Source organism: Phaeobacter sp. PT47_59 (genome assembly GCF_028890025.1).
Classification (GTDB): Bacteria; Pseudomonadota; Alphaproteobacteria; order Rhodobacterales; family Rhodobacteraceae; genus Phycobacter.
On the sequence record NZ_JARCJL010000004.1, the window covers coordinates 246,517 to 263,868 of the forward strand.

Annotated in this window: 22 protein-coding genes; all 22 read left to right on the forward strand. The window is 59.9% G+C overall.

The features are described from left to right. The first annotated feature begins 77 nt into the window (after positions 1 to 77). The 22 genes from PXK01_RS05800 to PXK01_RS05905 all read left to right on the forward strand — a co-directional run bounded on the left by PXK01_RS05800 (position 78) and on the right by PXK01_RS05905 (position 17,315). On the forward strand, positions 78 to 1,652 hold the full coding sequence (locus PXK01_RS05800) for a DUF6538 domain-containing protein (RefSeq protein WP_274859218.1): 1,575 nt from the start codon (positions 78 to 80) through the stop codon (positions 1,650 to 1,652). Between the two features lie 89 nt (positions 1,653 to 1,741). Further along, the gene (locus tag PXK01_RS05805; protein ID WP_274859219.1) at positions 1,742 to 2,932 is read left to right on the forward strand and encodes a phage portal protein; all 1,191 of its coding nucleotides are present in this window, start codon (positions 1,742 to 1,744) and stop codon (positions 2,930 to 2,932) included. Next, positions 2,929 to 3,252: a gene transfer agent family protein gene (locus PXK01_RS05810; RefSeq protein ID WP_274859220.1), complete on the forward strand. Its 324-nt coding sequence runs from the start codon at positions 2,929 to 2,931 to the stop codon at positions 3,250 to 3,252. Before PXK01_RS05805 ends, PXK01_RS05810 begins: the two co-directional genes overlap by 4 nt. After that, the gene (locus PXK01_RS05815; RefSeq protein ID WP_274859221.1) at positions 3,249 to 4,805 is read left to right on the forward strand and encodes a phage major capsid protein; all 1,557 of its coding nucleotides are present in this window, start codon (positions 3,249 to 3,251) and stop codon (positions 4,803 to 4,805) included. The genes PXK01_RS05810 and PXK01_RS05815 overlap by 4 nt, the downstream gene beginning before the upstream one ends. Positions 4,806 to 4,807: 2 nt before the next feature. Continuing rightward, on the forward strand, positions 4,808 to 5,434 hold the full coding sequence (locus tag PXK01_RS05820) for a hypothetical protein (protein WP_274859222.1): 627 nt from the start codon (positions 4,808 to 4,810) through the stop codon (positions 5,432 to 5,434). Positions 5,435 to 5,628: 194 nt separating this feature from the next. After that, positions 5,629 to 5,778, forward strand: a complete 150-nt coding sequence (locus PXK01_RS05825; RefSeq protein WP_274859242.1) for an HNH endonuclease — start codon at positions 5,629 to 5,631, stop codon at positions 5,776 to 5,778. Further along, complete coding sequence (locus tag PXK01_RS05830) at positions 5,765 to 6,364, forward strand: hypothetical protein (protein WP_274859223.1); 600 nt, start codon at positions 5,765 to 5,767, stop codon at positions 6,362 to 6,364. Before PXK01_RS05825 ends, PXK01_RS05830 begins: the two co-directional genes overlap by 14 nt. Then, positions 6,361 to 7,044 carry a hypothetical protein gene (locus tag PXK01_RS05835; protein ID WP_274859224.1) on the forward strand — a complete coding sequence of 228 codons (684 nt, stop codon included), beginning with the start codon at positions 6,361 to 6,363 and terminating at the stop codon, positions 7,042 to 7,044. The genes PXK01_RS05830 and PXK01_RS05835 overlap by 4 nt, the downstream gene beginning before the upstream one ends. Then, complete coding sequence (locus PXK01_RS05840; RefSeq protein ID WP_274859225.1) at positions 7,044 to 7,340, forward strand: head-tail connector protein; 297 nt, start codon at positions 7,044 to 7,046, stop codon at positions 7,338 to 7,340. The genes PXK01_RS05835 and PXK01_RS05840 overlap by 1 nt, the downstream gene beginning before the upstream one ends. After that, on the forward strand, positions 7,327 to 7,761 hold the full coding sequence (locus tag PXK01_RS05845; protein ID WP_274859226.1) for an HK97-gp10 family putative phage morphogenesis protein: 435 nt from the start codon (positions 7,327 to 7,329) through the stop codon (positions 7,759 to 7,761). The genes PXK01_RS05840 and PXK01_RS05845 overlap by 14 nt, the downstream gene beginning before the upstream one ends. Continuing rightward, a complete protein-coding gene (locus tag PXK01_RS05850; protein WP_274859227.1) occupies positions 7,758 to 8,177 on the forward strand; it encodes a DUF3168 domain-containing protein in 420 nt (139 codons plus the stop codon). Before PXK01_RS05845 ends, PXK01_RS05850 begins: the two co-directional genes overlap by 4 nt. Positions 8,178 to 8,179: 2 nt before the next feature. Beyond that, positions 8,180 to 8,500, forward strand: a complete 321-nt coding sequence (locus PXK01_RS05855) for a phage head closure protein (RefSeq protein WP_274859228.1) — start codon at positions 8,180 to 8,182, stop codon at positions 8,498 to 8,500. Next, positions 8,497 to 8,886 (forward strand): P27 family phage terminase small subunit, encoded by a 390-nt coding sequence (locus PXK01_RS05860; RefSeq protein WP_274859229.1) that lies wholly within the window; start codon positions 8,497 to 8,499, stop codon positions 8,884 to 8,886. Before PXK01_RS05855 ends, PXK01_RS05860 begins: the two co-directional genes overlap by 4 nt. A gap of 2 nt (positions 8,887 to 8,888) precedes the next feature. Next, positions 8,889 to 10,508 (forward strand): terminase large subunit, encoded by a 1,620-nt coding sequence (locus PXK01_RS05865; RefSeq protein ID WP_274859230.1) that lies wholly within the window; start codon positions 8,889 to 8,891, stop codon positions 10,506 to 10,508. A 10-nt stretch (positions 10,509 to 10,518) separates the two neighbouring features. Then, positions 10,519 to 13,005: a hypothetical protein gene (locus tag PXK01_RS05870; protein WP_274859231.1), complete on the forward strand. Its 2,487-nt coding sequence runs from the start codon at positions 10,519 to 10,521 to the stop codon at positions 13,003 to 13,005. Next, entirely contained in the window at positions 13,005 to 13,355 is a 351-nt protein-coding gene (locus PXK01_RS05875) for a phage tail protein (RefSeq protein ID WP_274859232.1), read from the forward strand. The genes PXK01_RS05870 and PXK01_RS05875 overlap by 1 nt, the downstream gene beginning before the upstream one ends. Positions 13,356 to 13,676: 321 nt before the next feature. Continuing rightward, the gene (locus PXK01_RS05880) at positions 13,677 to 14,135 is read left to right on the forward strand and encodes a hypothetical protein (RefSeq protein ID WP_274859233.1); all 459 of its coding nucleotides are present in this window, start codon (positions 13,677 to 13,679) and stop codon (positions 14,133 to 14,135) included. 51 nt (positions 14,136 to 14,186) lie between these two features. Beyond that, positions 14,187 to 14,915 (forward strand): hypothetical protein, encoded by a 729-nt coding sequence (locus PXK01_RS05885; RefSeq protein ID WP_274859234.1) that lies wholly within the window; start codon positions 14,187 to 14,189, stop codon positions 14,913 to 14,915. Between the two features lie 229 nt (positions 14,916 to 15,144). Next, entirely contained in the window at positions 15,145 to 15,354 is a 210-nt protein-coding gene (locus tag PXK01_RS05890; RefSeq protein ID WP_274859235.1) for a hypothetical protein, read from the forward strand. 50 nt (positions 15,355 to 15,404) lie between these two features. Then, positions 15,405 to 15,923 carry a hypothetical protein gene (locus PXK01_RS05895; protein WP_274859236.1) on the forward strand — a complete coding sequence of 173 codons (519 nt, stop codon included), beginning with the start codon at positions 15,405 to 15,407 and terminating at the stop codon, positions 15,921 to 15,923. Positions 15,924 to 16,017: 94 nt separating this feature from the next. Beyond that, positions 16,018 to 16,365, forward strand: coding sequence for a hypothetical protein (locus PXK01_RS05900; RefSeq protein WP_274859237.1), 348 nt, complete (start codon positions 16,018 to 16,020; stop codon positions 16,363 to 16,365). Positions 16,366 to 16,709: 344 nt separating this feature from the next. Beyond that, entirely contained in the window at positions 16,710 to 17,315 is a 606-nt protein-coding gene (locus PXK01_RS05905; protein ID WP_274859239.1) for a hypothetical protein, read from the forward strand. Positions 17,316 to 17,352: the final 37 nt, after the last annotated feature.

Below are 17,352 nucleotides of genomic sequence, written 5' to 3' on the forward strand. Positions count from 1 at the left end.
GAAACCAAAGAAAAGCCTTGCAAGCAAGGGGTTGTGTCCGCTTCATGGTTACAACTTTGGTTACAAAAGGCGTTCTCATGGCTGGCAAGACACGGCACATGGTGAATCGCAGGGGGCGCTACCATGCGCGGCTTGTGGTTCCGAAGGACTTGCGCGGAATCGTCGGCAAGACCGAGCTGCGCACTCCGCTGGGTGGCGACTACCGGCAGGCGCTCAGGCTTCTGCCGGGCGCGGTGGCTCAGCTCCAACACAAGATCGCACTGGCTGAGCGTGAGGCCGGTGCTGGGGCACCCCGGAGCGCCCCGGCGCTCTATCCGCTGGCCCCGGATCAGATCGCGCACAGCCACTACATGCAGCGGCTCGCCTTTGATGATGAGATACGGAATAGCCCTTCATTTGCGGGTTTTGGGCAGATCGGGATAGATGATCTTCTTGTGAAGCGACTGCGCGATGCGATAGCCGGTCATGCCAACGATGCTGAGCTTGGCGCGCTTGTGGGTGCTCAGATCGAACGCTTCCGGGCCGCTGGCAACCTTGACGCCGAAACCGGTAGCCCTGAGTGGCGCGAGATTGCCCGTGCCCTGTGTCATGCCGAGCTAGAGGCGCTGGCACGGGTCGCAGAACGCGACGAAGGCGATTTCACTGGTGCCCCCAGCGCGCCGATCATCAAGGATGCCCAGCCCCCAGAGAACGCGCCGGAGCCGGTCAGTTTGTCCAAGCTCTGGGCTGACTACGTCACTGCCCGCAAGCAAGCAGGTTTCATGCGCGACGGTGCCAGACGGCAACGCCCGGTGATCGAAGGGTTGCGCAAGTTTCTGAAACACGACGACGCTGCCCGCATAACCAAGAAGGACTTGCTGGCGTGGCGTGATCATCTGATGAAAACCAAGTCGGCTAAGACAGTGAGCGACGTTGATCTATCGACGGTGCGTTCGCTGTTGAAATGGGCTGTGGAGAATGAGCGCCTGCCTGAGAATGTCGCTCAGGACGTTAGGCAGGGCAAATCCAAAAAGGTCTACGGTAGGGAACGTGGTTATACGGACGTAGAGGCGGAGAAGGTCTTAAAGGCGTCGCGGGGATATGCACCACACTCAGACGAGAAAGGTCGCGTTCGAGAAAAGCCCAACCTGATCGCAGCCAAGGAGTGGGTGCCGATCATCTGCGCTTTCTCCGGCGCGCGCGTGTCTGAGATTACCCAGATGCGCAAAGAGGATATTCGCAAGGTAGACAGCCAGTGGGTGGCGCGGATCACCCCAGACGCTGGGACCGTGAAGTCAGGCGGTTATCGTGATGTGCCGCTGCATCCGCAGATTATCTCACAGGGCTTCATCAGATTTGTTGAAGCTGCCCACCCCGGCCCGCTGTTTCACAACGGCACCGACCCGGAGAAGTATAGGCAGAAGTCGGAACAGGCAGCGGCGCAGCTCAGGGCGTGGCTTCACAATAACGAGTTGACCCCGGAGGGGCTGGCACCCAATCACGCATGGCGGCACCGCTTTAAGAGCCAGTGTATTGAGCTGGGTATCTTGAAGCGTGTCTATGATGCCATTCAGGGGCACACGGGCCGTGATGAGTCCGACAATTACGGCGATGTGAGCATGAAAGCCAAGATCGACGCAATCAACAAGCTGACCTTCTATGACCTGAGTTAGGCTCAATTGGTTGCGACTGTAACTTTTTCCTTCCGCTGCGAATCTAGGTGTGGTAATTTTGCAACACTGACAATTTCGCAGCGGACAACATGGCCTTTCAGAAGATCAAACATGCACTTGGGTTCGGCACCGAAGAAAAGGCGCTAACCCTGACCGACCCCGACGCCCTGAGCCTGTTCGGGGTGCTTCCCACCGCTTCCGGCGTATCCATCGGCCCCGGCAACGCCATGCGCGTTCCTGCCGTGGCCTGCGCAGTCGGGCTTATCTCGGAAACCATCGGCGCGCTGCCGGTGAAGCTCTATGAGCGCAGCACTAAGGCCGCGCTCACCGATCACCCGGCCTATCGTCTTGTGCATGATGAGGCGAATGAGTGGACAAGCGCCGCAGAGCTGCGCCGTGACCTGACACTTGATGCCCTGTTGCATGGGGCAGGCCACGCCCAGGTGATCCGCCTTGCCGATGGCACCCCTTATGAGCTGCACCGACTGGAACCCGGAAAGGTGCAACCCGATCAGGAACCGGACGGCGAACCCTTCTATCGCGTCAGCACCGACGCTGGGCAGGTTCGGCTGTCCTATCGCGACGTGCTGCGCGTCGAAGCGATTGGCGGCGTGTCACCGATCACGCTGGGCCGGGAAGCTATCGCCCTGGCACTGAGTTTTGAAACCCATATCGGCGGCTTGTTTGCCAACGGTGGCCGCCCCTCTGGTGTGATCAAGGCGCAGAAAATCCTTGATGTGGACGCCAAGAAGAAACTGGCCGCAAGCTGGTTCAGCACCCACGGCGGCACCAAGTCAGGCGGCACCGCCGTGCTTGACGAAGGCATGGACTACCTGCCGTTGTCCACCACGCTGGCCGATGCCCAGTTCGCCGAAAACCGGCTTGAACAGATCAGGGAAATTGCGCGCGTGTTCCGGGTGCCGCCCACCATGCTTTTTGAGCTGAGCCGTGGAACTTGGAGCAATACTGAGGAAATGGCCCGGCAGTTCATGCAGATCACGCTCAAGCCGTGGCTGACTGCGTGGAGCTGGTCATACGCCCGGTGCCTGCTGACCCCCGAGGAACGCAAGGAAGCCTACCTTGAGGCCGTCACCGATGATCTGTTGACCACCGACGTCGCAGCCCGTGCCACCGCCTACGGCCAGTATCGCAGCATGGGCTCTATCACCGCCAACGAGGTGCGCGCCGGGCTGAACCTTCCGCCCATGCCCGGCGGAGACACGCTGGACAATCCGCACATCACAACCCCGGACAACCGCAGCAAGGACAACGCCGCATGAACCTGACGCACACCGCCTTTTTCGGTGATGGCGAACATACCTTCGCGCTGACCGATGACATGATCGCAGAGCTTGAACGTATCGCTGATCTGGGTATCGGCACGCTCTACCTACGCACCGTCAAATCGCAGTTCAGGCTCACCGATCTGATCGAGATTATCCGCCTTGGCCTGATCGGCGGCGGAACCAGCCCGGCAAGGGCTGCTCAGCTTGTTGATACCTACGCGCGTAATCAGCCAATTGACGACCTGTTCCCACTGGCATTCGACATTCTGGACGCGCGCTGGGGGGGTGTTGCCGACGACGAGGCAGCCGCATGACCGACCGTATCGAGATAAAGGCGGCGCTGGCCGTCACCGACGCCGGGGAGATCACCGGCATTGCTTGGCCGTTCGGTAGCCCTGATCGGGTGGGTGACGTGATCGAAAAGGGCGCGCTCACTACGCCCGGCACCCTGCCGATGCTCTTTGCCCACGATCACAACCAAGTTGTCGGTGTTTGGGATGAGATTGCCGAGACTACCGAGGGCCTGACCGTCAAAGGTCGCTTGCTTGTGGAAGATGTGGAACGGGCGCGCGAGGTGCGCGCCATGATCCGCACCAAGGCCGTGTCGGGCCTGTCCATCGGCTTTGTCACCAAGAAGGCGCAGCGCCACGCCAAGGGCCGCACCATCACCGCCGCAGAGCTGCACGAAATTTCTGTTGTCGCTGTCCCCGCGCATCCGGGCGCGCAGATCACTTCCATCAAATCGGATGCCCCCCAGACCCCCAAGCCCCTCAAGGAGACCCCCAACATGGAAAACGAGGAAATCGAAACCGAGAAGAAGGCCGCGACCCCGGCCAATGACACGCCGCAGGTGCCGCAGATCGACACCAAGGCGTTCAACGAGATCAAGGACCGGCTGGACCGGCTGGAAGCCAAAGGCAACCGCCCCCAGATCACCGGCGCTGCCAACCCGGTGATGCCTGCCGAAGAGGTCAAGGCGTTCACCCACTATCTGTGCACCGGCGAGAAGAAATCGCTGACCACGGCCAGCGACACCGCGAACCACATCCTTGCCCCCGAGGACGTCAGCGGCGAGTTCATCCGCAATCTGGTGGAATACAGCCCCATTCGCGGTATCGCTGATGTGCGCACCACCGGCGCGGCGAACATCATCCTGCCGAAGCGCACCGGGATCACCAACGCCGCATGGGTTGGCGAGACCGACGCCCGGACCGGCAGCGAACCGACCTTCGATCAGTCGGAAATCGCAGTGAAGGAAATCGCCACGTTCGTGGATATGTCCCTTCAGCTTGCCGAAGACAGCGCCAACGTGCTGAGCGAGGTCAATCTCGCCCTTGCCGAAGACTTCGGCCAGAAAGAGAACGTGTCGTTCGTGAGCGGCAACACCGCGCTTGAGCCTGCCGGGTTCATGGTCAACGCGAACATCGCAGAGACCGTGGCAGCCGCGCCCGCCGCAATCGACTCGGATGAGCTGATCGCGCTCATGTATGCCCTGCCGGCCACCTACCGGAACGCAGGCACCTGGGTGATGAACGGCCAGACGCTCGCAGCCCTGCGCACTCTGAAGGACGGCCACGGCAACTACCTGTGGCAGCCGTCCTATCAGGCTGGTCAGCCGGAAACGATCCTTGGCCGCCCTGTGGTGGAAGCCGTGGACATGCCGGACATCGGCGCAAGCGCCGAACCGATCATCTTCGGCGACTTCAAGCGCGGCTATCGCATCTATGACCGGCTGTCGCTGGCCGTGCTGGCAGACCCCTACACGCAGCGCGCCAACGGCCTGATGCGCTACCATGCGCGCCGCCGCGTCGGTGCTGGTGTGGTTCGCCCGGATGCCTTCCGCAAGCTGACGATGGCCGCCGCGTAACCATGAAGTCGCAGCTCGCATATGATGCAATCGCACTGGAATACGGCGGCAACGCCGTGTTCCTGCGTCCGTCTTTGCGGGCTGCACTCCACCTTGAACGTCTGCACGGTGGCTTCCCGGCGCTTCTGCGCAAGATCGAAGAATTCGACACCCTGACCATCTGGCAGGTGATCACCACCGCAGCCGGTATGGAGTCCACAGAGCCGCTCTTTGCCCATGCTGCTGCCCACCCCCTCAAGGACTTCCAGACGGCCGCACAGGTGCCGTGCTTTGAGCTGGTGGCGGCATTCTTCCCTGAGACCCCGGAGACCACCACCAAACAGTCCAGCACGGCCACCCCGACGCCGTGGGGCGATCTGTTCAAGGAGCTGTATGGCTTTGCTACCGGGTGGCTGCACTGGCCCCCGGAAACCGCGTGGAACGCTACGCCGCGGGAGATCACCGACGCAATCACCGCCCATTTCGCCAAGCTCAAGGCCATTCACGGTGAGGCAGAAGACACCGACACCGGCCCGACTGAGGAACAGCGCAAGCAGAACGCCGACCTGGGTCTTGATCCTGACTTCGACCGGGCAGGGCTGCGCGCCCTGAAAGACCTGTCCGAGTTGCGCGAGGGGATGGCCCTGTAATGCCCAAACCGCCCCATATCTGCAGCTGTGGCAACATCGTGCCCCACGGTGAGCGCTGCGCCTGTCAGATCGCGCGCACCCGTGCCCGGAACAAGCGCCACGATGCCAACCGCCCCAGTGCTGCCCGGCGTGGCTACAACCGTGCTTGGCGCGCTGCCCGTGACGCCTTTCTCAAGCTGTATCCCACCTGCCGCATGTGCGGCGCACCTGCGACTGTGGTTGACCATATCAAAGCCCACCGTGGCGATGAGCGCCTGTTCTGGGGTCGCACCAACTGGCAGCCGCTGTGTGCGTCCTGTCACAACCGCCACAAGCAGAGGCAGGAGGTGTATGGTGCTAGATAAAGCTCCTATTGCGCGGAACTCTTTGCGGCGGCGTGTTCTTAAAGCGAAACCTGTGTTTGCGGTCAGTTTGGCAGAGTTTATAGTCTCCTTCACCAGACACAAAGCTAATCAGCTTTGCGCTGTTAAGGCAAACTGGGCAAATAAAGTGGATTGGCTGGCCATTGGCTGCGTCTTCCCTGAGCCGGAAAACAATGTCGTTTTGTCCGGTCTGGAACATCTCATACCGCGCTTTTTCCTGTTCGAAAGCGTCTTCCTTTTGGAGCTGTTGGCTGAGGTTCCGGAGCGCTTCGCTGATCTGCACATTCATCATGTTAGCAGAGGTCAATTCCGCAGCGAGGGTATTCAAAAGGCGCTGAACCTGTTCATCATCTGGCGTCTTTCCACCCTCAAACAGGGCCTTGATGCTGCCAATGGTGTCTGTCGCCTTGCCGGTAAGCCCAACTGCGCTGGTGGCGAGGCCGATGTATTCGCCAATTTGCCCAACATCCATCGATCCGTTCCTCATGTGTTCTTGCCATATACATCCATAGCGAGGGGAGTGGAGGCGATCAATCACAACGTGCATATGCAGGAGCGCTGCGCATGACCCCCAAGCAGATCACCTTCGATGGAGTAACCCAGTCCATCACCGATTGGGCGCTGGACTACGGAATTACCCCGGACACCATCACAAGGCGGCTGCGCAATGGTTGGCCGGTGGCGAAAGCAATCACCACGCCTGTTACAGCCAAGCCCGGTGACAAGCTGACCGGCTCTTACCTGGATGCAGCTCTTGGGGAGGTGAAGCCCAAGCCGAAGAAACCCCGGCAACCCAGACGCCGCTCAACCGATCTGTTTCTTACCTTCAATGGCGAAGAACGCAGCCTATACGATTGGGCGAAGCTGACCGGCATCAAGCACGCCACCTTGCGCAGACGATACAAAAAGGGGTGGCGCATCGAGGATATTCTCACGCTTCCAGTGCAAACCGGATCAGCGAAACGGTTGGGCTACAACAAGCGCGAAACAGATATCTATCTCACATATGACGGTGAGGAACGGAACTTGAGCGAATGGGCAAGGGTGACCGGAATTCCCTACAGCACGTTGAACAACCGCATCCGCAAAGGGTGGAGTGTTGAGCGTGCGCTAACCCAGCCTGTTCGCAAGATGTCTAAAGGGAGGCCGGGGGTGGGTTCCGACTTTCGCACGTGTGAGGGGACCGGCGGGGGGAGGTCCGCACAAGACAGACCGAAAATAAGTTTTTCAGAAAGGAAGGCGAGCTGATGACTGCCCAAACACCCGTGAGCCTGCTGAAATCGCAGCTCAATCTTGACCATGATCTTGATGACGCTCTGCTTGTGCACAAGCTGGACGCTGCCGAAATCTGGATCGGCCACCACACAGGCACGGCCTTCGCTTCTGGTGATGCGGTGCTGACCGAGGCCGCATTACAGCTTGCCGCTTACTGGTATGAGCAGCGTGAAACGGCCAGCGACGTGACCATGCGCCCGGTGCCGTTCGGCGTCTATGAGCTGCTGGCACCCTACAGGGAGGCAGTGACCGGCCATGTCGCAGCCTAAGAGTCTGTCTGAACAGTCGCGGATCCTGAGCAAGCGCCTGAGTGCCATTCCTGACGCCGTGGTGCGCGACGTGCGCCCGGCGTTGATCAAGGGTGCGGAGGAAGTGGCCGCGATGATGCGCGTCTTTGTCCCTGTGGACGAAGGCGACCTTGATGCGTCCATCACCGTGACAGAACCCGGTCAGACCACCCCGGCCTATGCCGAGGGCGGCGGCAAACGCAACGCTGGCGAAAATCAGGCGCTGGTGACTGCCGGAAATGAGAAGGTGCGGCATGGGCATTTGCAGGAGTTCGGCACCTTGCGGCAGGAGGCACAGCCGTTCATGCGGCCCGGTGCCCGGCTGGCAATGCCCAAGGCGAAGCGCCGGATCAGCCGCGCCATTGGCCGGGCGGTGCGCAATGCAGCGGAGGGTGACGCATGATTGACCCCAGCTTGGAGTTCCAGACCGCAATCCGGGCCGCTCTGATCGCGCACCCCGAGGTGAGCGCCCTTGTGCCTGCCGAACACATCCGGGCCGGATCGACGCGCCCCGACAAGCTGCCCACGATCATTTTGGCGAACCCCCAGATGATCAACCTGGGCCGGGCGAGTGGCGGGCAGTTCCTGACGCGCGTTATCATCGACCTGCATATATGGGCGCTTGAAGACGGGGCAGACATGGCCCGGCAGATCGGTGCGGCGGCTTCTCTGGCGCTCTGGGATGCCCCGGCCAGCGCCACGGTGGGGATTGATGCCTATGAGCGCCCCGGCTTCACCTACATGCGCGATCCTGACCCGGAACGGGCCTACTGCCACGGCGTCGGCACCGTCGAAGGCGTGATCCGGTGGAGGGTGTGACCATGATCAGGGCAGGCAAACTTGATCGGCAGATTACGATTGAACGAAAAGGTGAGACCGTGGCGGCGTCCGGCGCTGTCATGTCTGAATGGTTGCCCGTTGCAACTATCCGGGCGGAGCTGGTGCAGCGCAGCGCCGACGAATACCTGGCTGGGTTCGGCGAGGCTGACGCAGGCGGCGCGGTGTTCCGTATCCGGTATCTTGCCGGGATCACCACGGCTGACCGCGTGACCTGTGACGGCGAGGCCTATGACATTGACGAGATCGCGGAGCTGGGGCGTAAACGCGGCCTTGAGCTGCGCTGCTCTGAGGTGGCGGCATGAGCGTGCATTCGCGCGGCGTGAAGCCGTCCTTGACCCCGGATAGTGACGCCCTGACCAAAGCGCCGCCGGTGCCCAAGCACCTTTCACCCCCTGCTAAGGCAGAGTGGAAGCGGATCATGCCCCAGCTCATCGCCCGGCGGATCATCACGAAGGGTGACTTGGCTGGGGTGGAAAACTACTGCGCGGCTGTAGGTGCCACGCGCACCATCGCCGACACCATGACCGCCGGAGGGCTGCCCGATCTGAAACTTGGCGGCCTGCAAATCCGCTACATGCAGACCGCGCGCCAGCTCGCCGCCGAATACGGCCTGACCCCGACAAGCCGCGCCCGGATCGGGGCAGGGCTGCCGGATGATGACGACGATGTGAACCCGCTGAATATCTGAGTATGAGCACCGCCAGCACATATCCGCATTGGCTGTTCGATGGCAGCTCGCTCCCGGACCCGATGGGGCACGGTGAACGGGCTGTGCAGTTCCTGCGCGCGCTCAAGCATCCGGCCAGCACTGCCCCCAAGCGCGCCTTGCAGCTCGCGGAATGGCAAGAGCAGATTGTTCGGCGCATCTATGGGCCTGTTGATGAAGACGGCGAACGGATGGTGCGCGAGGTTTTCTTGATGATCCCACGCGGCAATCGGAAAACTAGTCTCGCCGCCGCCCTTTCCATCCTACATCTGTTGGGGCCGCAGAAGCTGCCCGGCGGTCAGATCATCTTTGCTGCTGCCGATCGTAAGCAATCCTCTATCGGGTTTCGTGAGGCCGCCAATATCGTGCGCGAAGATCGGCACCTTATACGGGCGACGAAGATCTATGATCCTACGAACGCACCCAAAACCATCAAGTCTTTGCGCGATGGCTCAACCTTGGAGGCCGCGTCTAGCGACGGCAAGGCGATGCACGGCACCACGCCGACTTTCGTTCTCGTTGATGAAATTCACGCATGGCGCAGCGCTGGCCGTGAGCTTTGGGAAGCCCTGCAATCCGGGATGGCGAAGCGCCCCGGCGGTCTGACTGTTATTGCCACTACCGCAGGGCGAGGCCGTGAAGGGCTGGCTGCTGAGCGCTATAACTATGCCCGCAAAATCGCTCTGGGCGAGATCGATAACCCGTCATTCCTGCCGATCATCTTTGAACCTGAAAAGGGCGACGACTGGCAGGACGAGGCGCTTTGGCACAAGGTCAATCCGGGCCTGTCGCTGGGCTTTCACGACCTGAAAAAGCTGCGCACCGATGCGAAAGAGGCGGTGGATAACCACGCCAAGCGCTATGAGTTCCAGCAATACAATCTGAACATTTGGCACGGGAACAGCCGCGACCCGCTGTTCAACTTCGACACATACGACGCCCGGCAGTTCGAGGATGACGAAAGCGACCTTGAGGCGCTGCCTTGCTACCTGGGCGTTGACTATGCGCAGTCGGGCGACCTCGCCGCCGTAGTGGCCGCGTGGCGGCATGATGATGGACAGATCACAATCAAGCCGTGGTTCATCGTCGCCGGTGAGGGTTTGCAGGAGCGTGAGAAGAACGAAGGGCGGCCCTATCAGCGCTGGATTGGTGAGGGCCATTTGACGGCCAGCGTTGGGCCGGTGATCCCACAACAGGACGTGCAAGACCTGATCCGCGAAATCTGTGCGCGCCACAATGTCGAACAGATCACCTATGACCCGTGGAAATTTCAGGTGGCGGCAACTGAGCTGCACGGTGAGGGCCTGCCCATGGTTGAGATGCGGCAGGGATCGGCGACGATGGGGCCTGCCACTGGTGAACTGGTGCGCGCCGTGAACGGACGGCGGATCAGGCACAACGGCAACCCGGTGCTGCGTGATCACTTCGCAGGGGTGGCGGCTGTCGCTGGGGATAGCGGCAATATCCGAATGACCAAAGCCGACCCGAAACACGACCATATAGACGGCGCGGTTACGTCTGCGATGGCCGTTTCGCGCGCCGTCGCCGGTGAAACAAGCCGCAGCCAATACACCGGCGAAGATGCCGAGATTTTCACCTTCTGAGGTATGAGCAATGAATGATGTGAGTATGCCCGGCCTGATCGTCCCGATTGAAGCGCGGATCGACAAACTGGAAAAGGGCCTTGAGCGCGCCAACCGGGCGCAGCGCAGGGCCGCGCAGGGTATGGAGCGGCGGGCCAAGCAGTCGGCAGACCGGATCGGCAAGACCTACGGCAAGATGGGCGACGCGATGGCCGGGGCGTTCAAGCGTATGAGCCTGCCCCTGCTGGCTGGGATCGGATCGGCGGCGACCGTGCAGGCGCTGCGCGAAACCACGCGCGGGATTGCCGAGATCGGCAACGAAGCTAAGCGCGCCGGGGTGCCGCTCAGGGACTTTCAGGAATGGCGCTATGTGGCCGAAGCTAACCGTATCGGTATAGATGCGATGACGGACGGCCTACGCGAGATGAATATTCAGGCCGATGAGTTCATCACGACAGGCGGCGGCACCGGCGCAGAGGCGTTCGCGCGGCTGGGCTATGGTGCCGACGAACTGCGCGAGAAGCTGAAAGACCCGTCCGACCTTCTGCTTGAGATCATGGGCCGGATGAAGCGGCTTAACGTGGCTGCACGTATCCGCGTGGCAGATGAGCTGTTCGGCGGCACCGCTGGCGAGCGCTTTGTTGAATTGGTGGATCAGGGCGAGGACGGGCTGCGCCGCACCGTGGACCGTGCGCACGAACTGGGCCTTGTTCTGGGTGATGACGTGATCGCCAAGGCCGATGAGGTTTCGCGCAAGTTCGACGAGCTGACCGCGCGTATCGCCATGTTCGGCAAGCGCGTGGCCGTGGCGGTGGCCGATGGCGTTGTTGAAATCGCAGACCTGCGCTCCAAGCTGGATGACATTTTCCCGGGTGAGAAACAGGGCCGGGCGGTGCTGGGCGATGATCTGTATGACGCCCTTGAGAAGAACCGCGATGTGGTGGACGCGCAGGAACGCGACCTGGGCGCGCTGCGGAAGTCCTACGATCAGCTTGGTGACGCCGTGCGCCTGACCGCCGCCCAGCTCTTGCAGGCGTCCAATCTGGCCCGGAGCTGGGGCTATGATGAAGCCGCGACCGAGCTGGCAGGCACAGCGGCGGAAATGATCACGCTGGCCGACGAGTTCGCCAAAGGCACCCTGACCGGCGAGGATTTCGCGCAGAAGCTGGACGAGGTGCAGACGGCGGCGGCTGCCGCCTTTGATACGCTGGAAGAAGCCGACAAGGTGGAGTTTGGCAACGCTATCTCGCAGGTGATGAAGCTGGGCGGCGTCTTGCAGACCGTTCTCGGGCTGGCGTCCTCGCTTAAAGGAGCTCTGGCCGATGCCGCCGGGGTGGAAGCGCCCAAGACGCCCATGCAGACCTTCCGGGAAGCTGACGCGCAGTCCATGCGCGATTGGAAAGCCGAAAAAGCCAAGCTAGACGAATTCCTTTCCGGTGAGGCAGAGCGCAACGCTATGTCGCGCGAGCGCCTGACCATCGAGCGCGAAATCGCATCTGTGATGAAGCGCGCCGCCGCCGAAGGTGTGACGCTGACACGCGAACAGGCAGAAGTTGCCGCAACGGCCAAGATCGCCGCCGATGTGGCGCGCAGCAACGCCGGGAAGGGCGGCGGCGGCAAGGGCGACACTTTTGGCCGCGCCGTTCAGTCGATTATCGACGAAACGAAAGCGCTTGAACTGGAAGCCGCCGCCATGATGGCCGCTGCCGCCGCTGGCACCGATTATGAGATGGCTATCGAGGTCGCACGGCGCGAAGCGGAGCTGCTGCATTCGGCCCAGATGCAGGGGCTGTCCATCACCCCGGCGCTGCGCTCTGAGATTTCGCGGCTGGCGCAGGCTTATGCCGACAGTTCCAGAAAAGCCGATCTGGCCGCCGAGGGGCTGCGCAAGATTGATGATGCCCGGATGCAGATCGAGAATTCGGCGGCAACCGCTTTCGAAGGGCTGATCACCGGCACCATGAGCTTCCGCGAGGCGATGGCGAACCTGATGAAAGACCTGGCGCGCTATGCGGCGCAGAAGTTCTTCCTGCGCCTGCTGGGTGGCCTTGCCGGTGGTGGGCAGGGGTGGCTCAACAGCTTCGCATCCGTGCTGAGTGGTGGTTTCGCAAGTGGCGGCTACACCGGCGACGGTGGCAAGTTCGAACCTGCCGGGGTGGTGCACAAGGGCGAGTATGTTCTTTCAAAGGAGGCCACGCGCCGGATTGGTGTTGGGAACTTAGAAGCGCTGCACAGCGCCGCCAAGAGGGGTTACGCCTCTGGTGGCCTGGTAGGAGGTGCGGCACCCCTGAGAAGCGCACAGGCAGCGCGCTCCGGGCCTGTGGAGGACGCCGGGCAGGTGATCAATATCAGCGCGCCGGTGACGGTGAACGGATCTGCGGGAAGCCCCGAACAGAATAATGACCTCGCCAAGAAGATGGCGCGTGAAATGGAAATGACCATGCGAGGTGTCGTGGTCGATGAGATTAGAAAGCAGGGCAGGCCCGGCAATCTCTTGAACAACAGAGGGCGGCGCTAATGGCACTTATGACTTTCACCCCGCCGATAGCACCTACACCGGGAAACAAGCACGCACCCAAGATCAAATTGTTGAAAGCAGATTTTGGCGACGGCTACACACAGGCGGCACCGAACGGGCTGAACCACATCGCATATGAGATTTCCTTGCACTGGGATGCGCTCACAGAAACCCAGTTCGCCACAATCCGGCAATTCTTCGAAGATCGGGGCGGCTATCGCCCGTTCTGGTATCAGCCGCGTGGGTTCAACACTGCACAGAAGTGGACTGCCCCGGCATGGTCAGGAGCGGACGCCGCACCGTGGAGTTTTGAGGCCAAGCTGATGCAGTGGTTCGGGGCTGAGGGGTAGCCGGAGAAAGTAGAATTCTGCCCGTCAATAGTAGAATTTTGCCCACCCGGTGAGGGTGGAATTCTGCCCGCTGGAAAAGTAGAATTCTGCACGTATTACTATGACTTATTCCTACCTCTTACTTATCATATACATAAGAAAATAAAGGGTGGCGGGCAAAATTCTACTTTTTGGCTTTTCCGGCTACAAGAGACCGTCCCGGCTAGCGTTGCTGTTCCGGTGCAGTTCTTGAGCCACGACTTAATCTGCGCGGCGAAATTTGCCTTGCGCCCTAAAGGGTATTCCCTTACATTTAGGGCAACCCAATCACAAGGATGCCCAATGTCTAACCACCCCACCTTAAAGGTTCCGCAGGAACGTATTACCCAGCTCAAACAGATGGCCGCGAACATGGGCGCGGTGAACATGAGCGAGGTTCTTGCCAAGCTGATCGAGTTCGCCCAGAGCGAAGGCTTGATCGCGCATGAGATACCCGGCGTGAAAATCAACGCGCTGGCCGATGGCTTGGCGATTAGGTTCGATGATGGCGAGACAATCGGTTTTTCACATTCCGAGGCCGCGCAGCTTGCATCCGAGATACGCGACTTCCTTTCCGGTGAGCGCAGCGCGAAAACGGTGATCAGCATCAATGCAGAAAAGCAGATGAACTTTGGCCTGAAAGGCAGGGGGCAGGGAATCGCGATTTCCATCCCGGCTGACGCCCCGGCCAAGATGTTCGACCGTGGTCTTGCCGATGAGTTCGCGCGCTTGATCGAAATGGCTTTGCCTGACGCTGCATAGGAAAGAGGGGCGGCGCGCCAACTCCGACCCCTCATGCTGGTAAGACTACCCATGAATATAGCAGATAGTGACTGGGATGAGCTGGAAAAAGCGGAGCGCCTGCGTGAATTCTTTGATGGTGCCACCCCTGACCACCGCCAACGTGATCTGAACAACGGGGTGAGCGATGGGGAATTCAAGCGCCGTGAGGCGGCGCGGCATGAAGCGCTGTTGGCGGAGCTGGACGACTTGGGGCAGGAAGCCCCCCAGGCACCGTCCAGCGCGCCCACAGAAGCCGAGGAACCGGCCTATGAGCGCGTGGACCACGCACCGGCGTTCACCCCTTACGACAAGGCGCGTGAGGCCGTTACAGAGGCGGAAATCTGGCGCGACGCAGTGGAGCCGGGTAGTGATGAATACCACCGGGCGATGGCTGATCTGGCTGAGGCCAAGAGGATGTTCAAGGTAGAGCAGTCCCGCGCGACTGACGAGGGCTGGCGGAAGCGCCGTGCCACCGATGAATGGCGTGCCGGAGAGGGTCGCGAAGAATACAACGCCAGTCGCCGCGACAAGGACAGGCCCAACACCATGACGCCGAAAGATGTGCTGGACGCCATGACCCCGGAAGAACGGGCGCAGCACGTTAAAGACCAGAAAGCAGACAGCGCCAACCGGGCGCGCGCCAAAGCGAAGTTCGGCCCCGATGGGCAGGGGCTGACCGGAGCAGCGCTCACCGAAGCGGTTGAGGTGGCCGTTGAGCAAGCTCGTGCGCGTCGGCTTGCGAAAAGAGCTTGTGCTTGAATCTAAGGTGTGTCAAATTTGCAACATGCGGTGCAAAGGCCGCTTTCTCTTGGGATCGGACCCTGCGCCATTTTTCACCGTTAGTAAGTTAGCCGGTGTGGGGTCCGAACCAAGGTAAGTAACTTCTTACTTCCTTTAAAAGCAATGACTTAGGTGATTTTCCGGCTTGATTGCTGGATTCCGCATGTGCGAGTCTCGGGGTGCAAATCGCTTCGAGAGGAACGCAACCATGCAGACGACGACCACCCAGCCTACCGACACCTACATTGACGACGAAACCTATGCCGCGCTCCGTGCGGAGCTGTTGCGGCTGGTTGCCGAGCAGCCTGTTCACCCTGAGGTCGAGATTGTGCGCATCCTTGGTGAGGTAGGTGGCGTTTGGCCCCGGAGCGTCTTGGATGATGCCGAGCGCGAAGAAAAAATCTCAGACGTTGCTTGACTTGATCACGGTAACGGAGTAGACCGTTACCACCACCAAGGAGAAAGCCAATGGCCCTGACCCCGGCTGAGAAACAGCGTGCCTATCGCGAACGCCAAAAAGACAAGAAGCAAAAGGAATTCAAGAAAGGTGGTGACGCCGCAGCTGATTTGTTTCTCACACCCTTTTCGGTGTTTGCACAGAACGATCCCGGCATTGACGATCTGATCAACTATTCGTCGTTGGCGGGGTTCGAGTTGCCGCCATTCGTTGATGAGCGCGACCCCGAGGAATTCGTGCTCGACCGCGAAACGCATGGCGATGGTGATCTGTTTGGCGATGCCAAAGGAGCGCTTGGCCGCGCAGAGGCGACAATTGGAATTCTGCAAGATGTTGCTCTGCTACTCGCGGAAGCAGTCAACCGCTACAAGCGCCAGGAGATTGAAGCGCGCCTGTCAGAGCTGGAAAGCTCGACCGAGAAGGATAGGGGCGAAGCCATGAAAGAGGCCGTGCGGCTTAACAAGATGCTGGACCAGCTCAACAAGCAGGTTCGCAGGTCTTTCCCACAGTGGAAAGTAACGGGCGTCTAGGCGCTCATAGTCGCGGCTGATCTGGTAATCAAATTCCTACACTCGACACCAGACCAAGCCGCTTTTTGAAATGTTCAACCGAAGGAATGAACACTTGACTGACAATATCAAAGAATACTCTCAGCCGACACCCCCTGAAACTATCCGCGTGGCCTTCGGGCGCAAACAGTTTAATGTCTTTCTTCGTCTCATCCACGATACGCCCGGCGATAGCTGGAAGGCTGCACAGATCGAGTTGAAGGGCGGCGCATTGGCAAGCTCCAAGTATGACCGCATCGAATTTTTCACCGATACGCTGGTTGGCCCCATCGTCGCTCAGCGTGAGGCGTCAACCGAAGATGTCTATGTGACCTTGCACCGTCCCAGCGATGGCACCTATCGCACGGCGGAAACGCTCATTGATGAGATGATCGAGAATAAGCGCGTGGGGGCTGTCGCGTAGGGCTACCGGTCACCACAAAAAGACGAACCCGCCGGTGCAAGCTGGCGGGATTTTTCTTGTGTCTTTTCAATCTATACGTTTAGGCTCTGGTGGATGCGAAGGCCTAAATGTTAAAGGGCCGTTCATTTCTGAACGACCCTTTTTCTATAGCGTCGGGGGTCCGTCACGAACAAAGCGCGCTGCCGACCGTGATCCCGACGTTTCAAGGCCATAGTTACAGGGTGGAGGATGCTTTGTCAAGGTTTCTATCAAGTTCGGACGTTGGGGACATATCTCAACTATTGTCACAGCCGAGACTGCAAACATTTCGGGATCTGACGCGATCCGACCAGGATGCAATCGAATTGCATCAAGCAACAATGAGCCTTGGGGTGGCGATTTTGGCGGTGACGGGGCTTATTGAGGTCTCTTTGCGAAATGCCGTTTGTCACGCTCTTGATCGGGACCTTGGTGCCGCTGGCTGGCTGCGTTCACCTCCCCCTAGCCTGAAGTGGGCGGGACTAGAGGTGCTTTCCATCAAAACTGCGTCAAAGCATGCGCAAAGAGCAGCTTATTCCAAGATGACCGGTGGTGAAAAAAGTGCCTTGGATCCCGCGGCTTTTCCGGGCGGAGTGCCTGCTGGCATTAAACATCGAAAGTTGGCGCAAAAACGACAAGAGACAATCACGGTGGTTGACGGCCAGATCGTGGCTCAATTGACAATGTTTTTTTGGAAGCGTCTGTTTTCCGAACACTATGAAAAAGCTCTGTGGAAGAGGTCCTTAAAACGGGTATTTCCGAACAAGACCTATGATCGGTCTTTGATCGCGAGTCATCTGGAGGTCATATACGAGACACGAAACCGTTTAGCCCATCACGAACCAATTTACGGACGCCGACTTGAGGCGATTTTGAGTGCTATTGATTTTGTCCCGTATTCCCCAAGTAACCCGCTGATTTCGCTGTCCTGAACTCGACATTACCTATATAAATCATGGTGTTGATGGC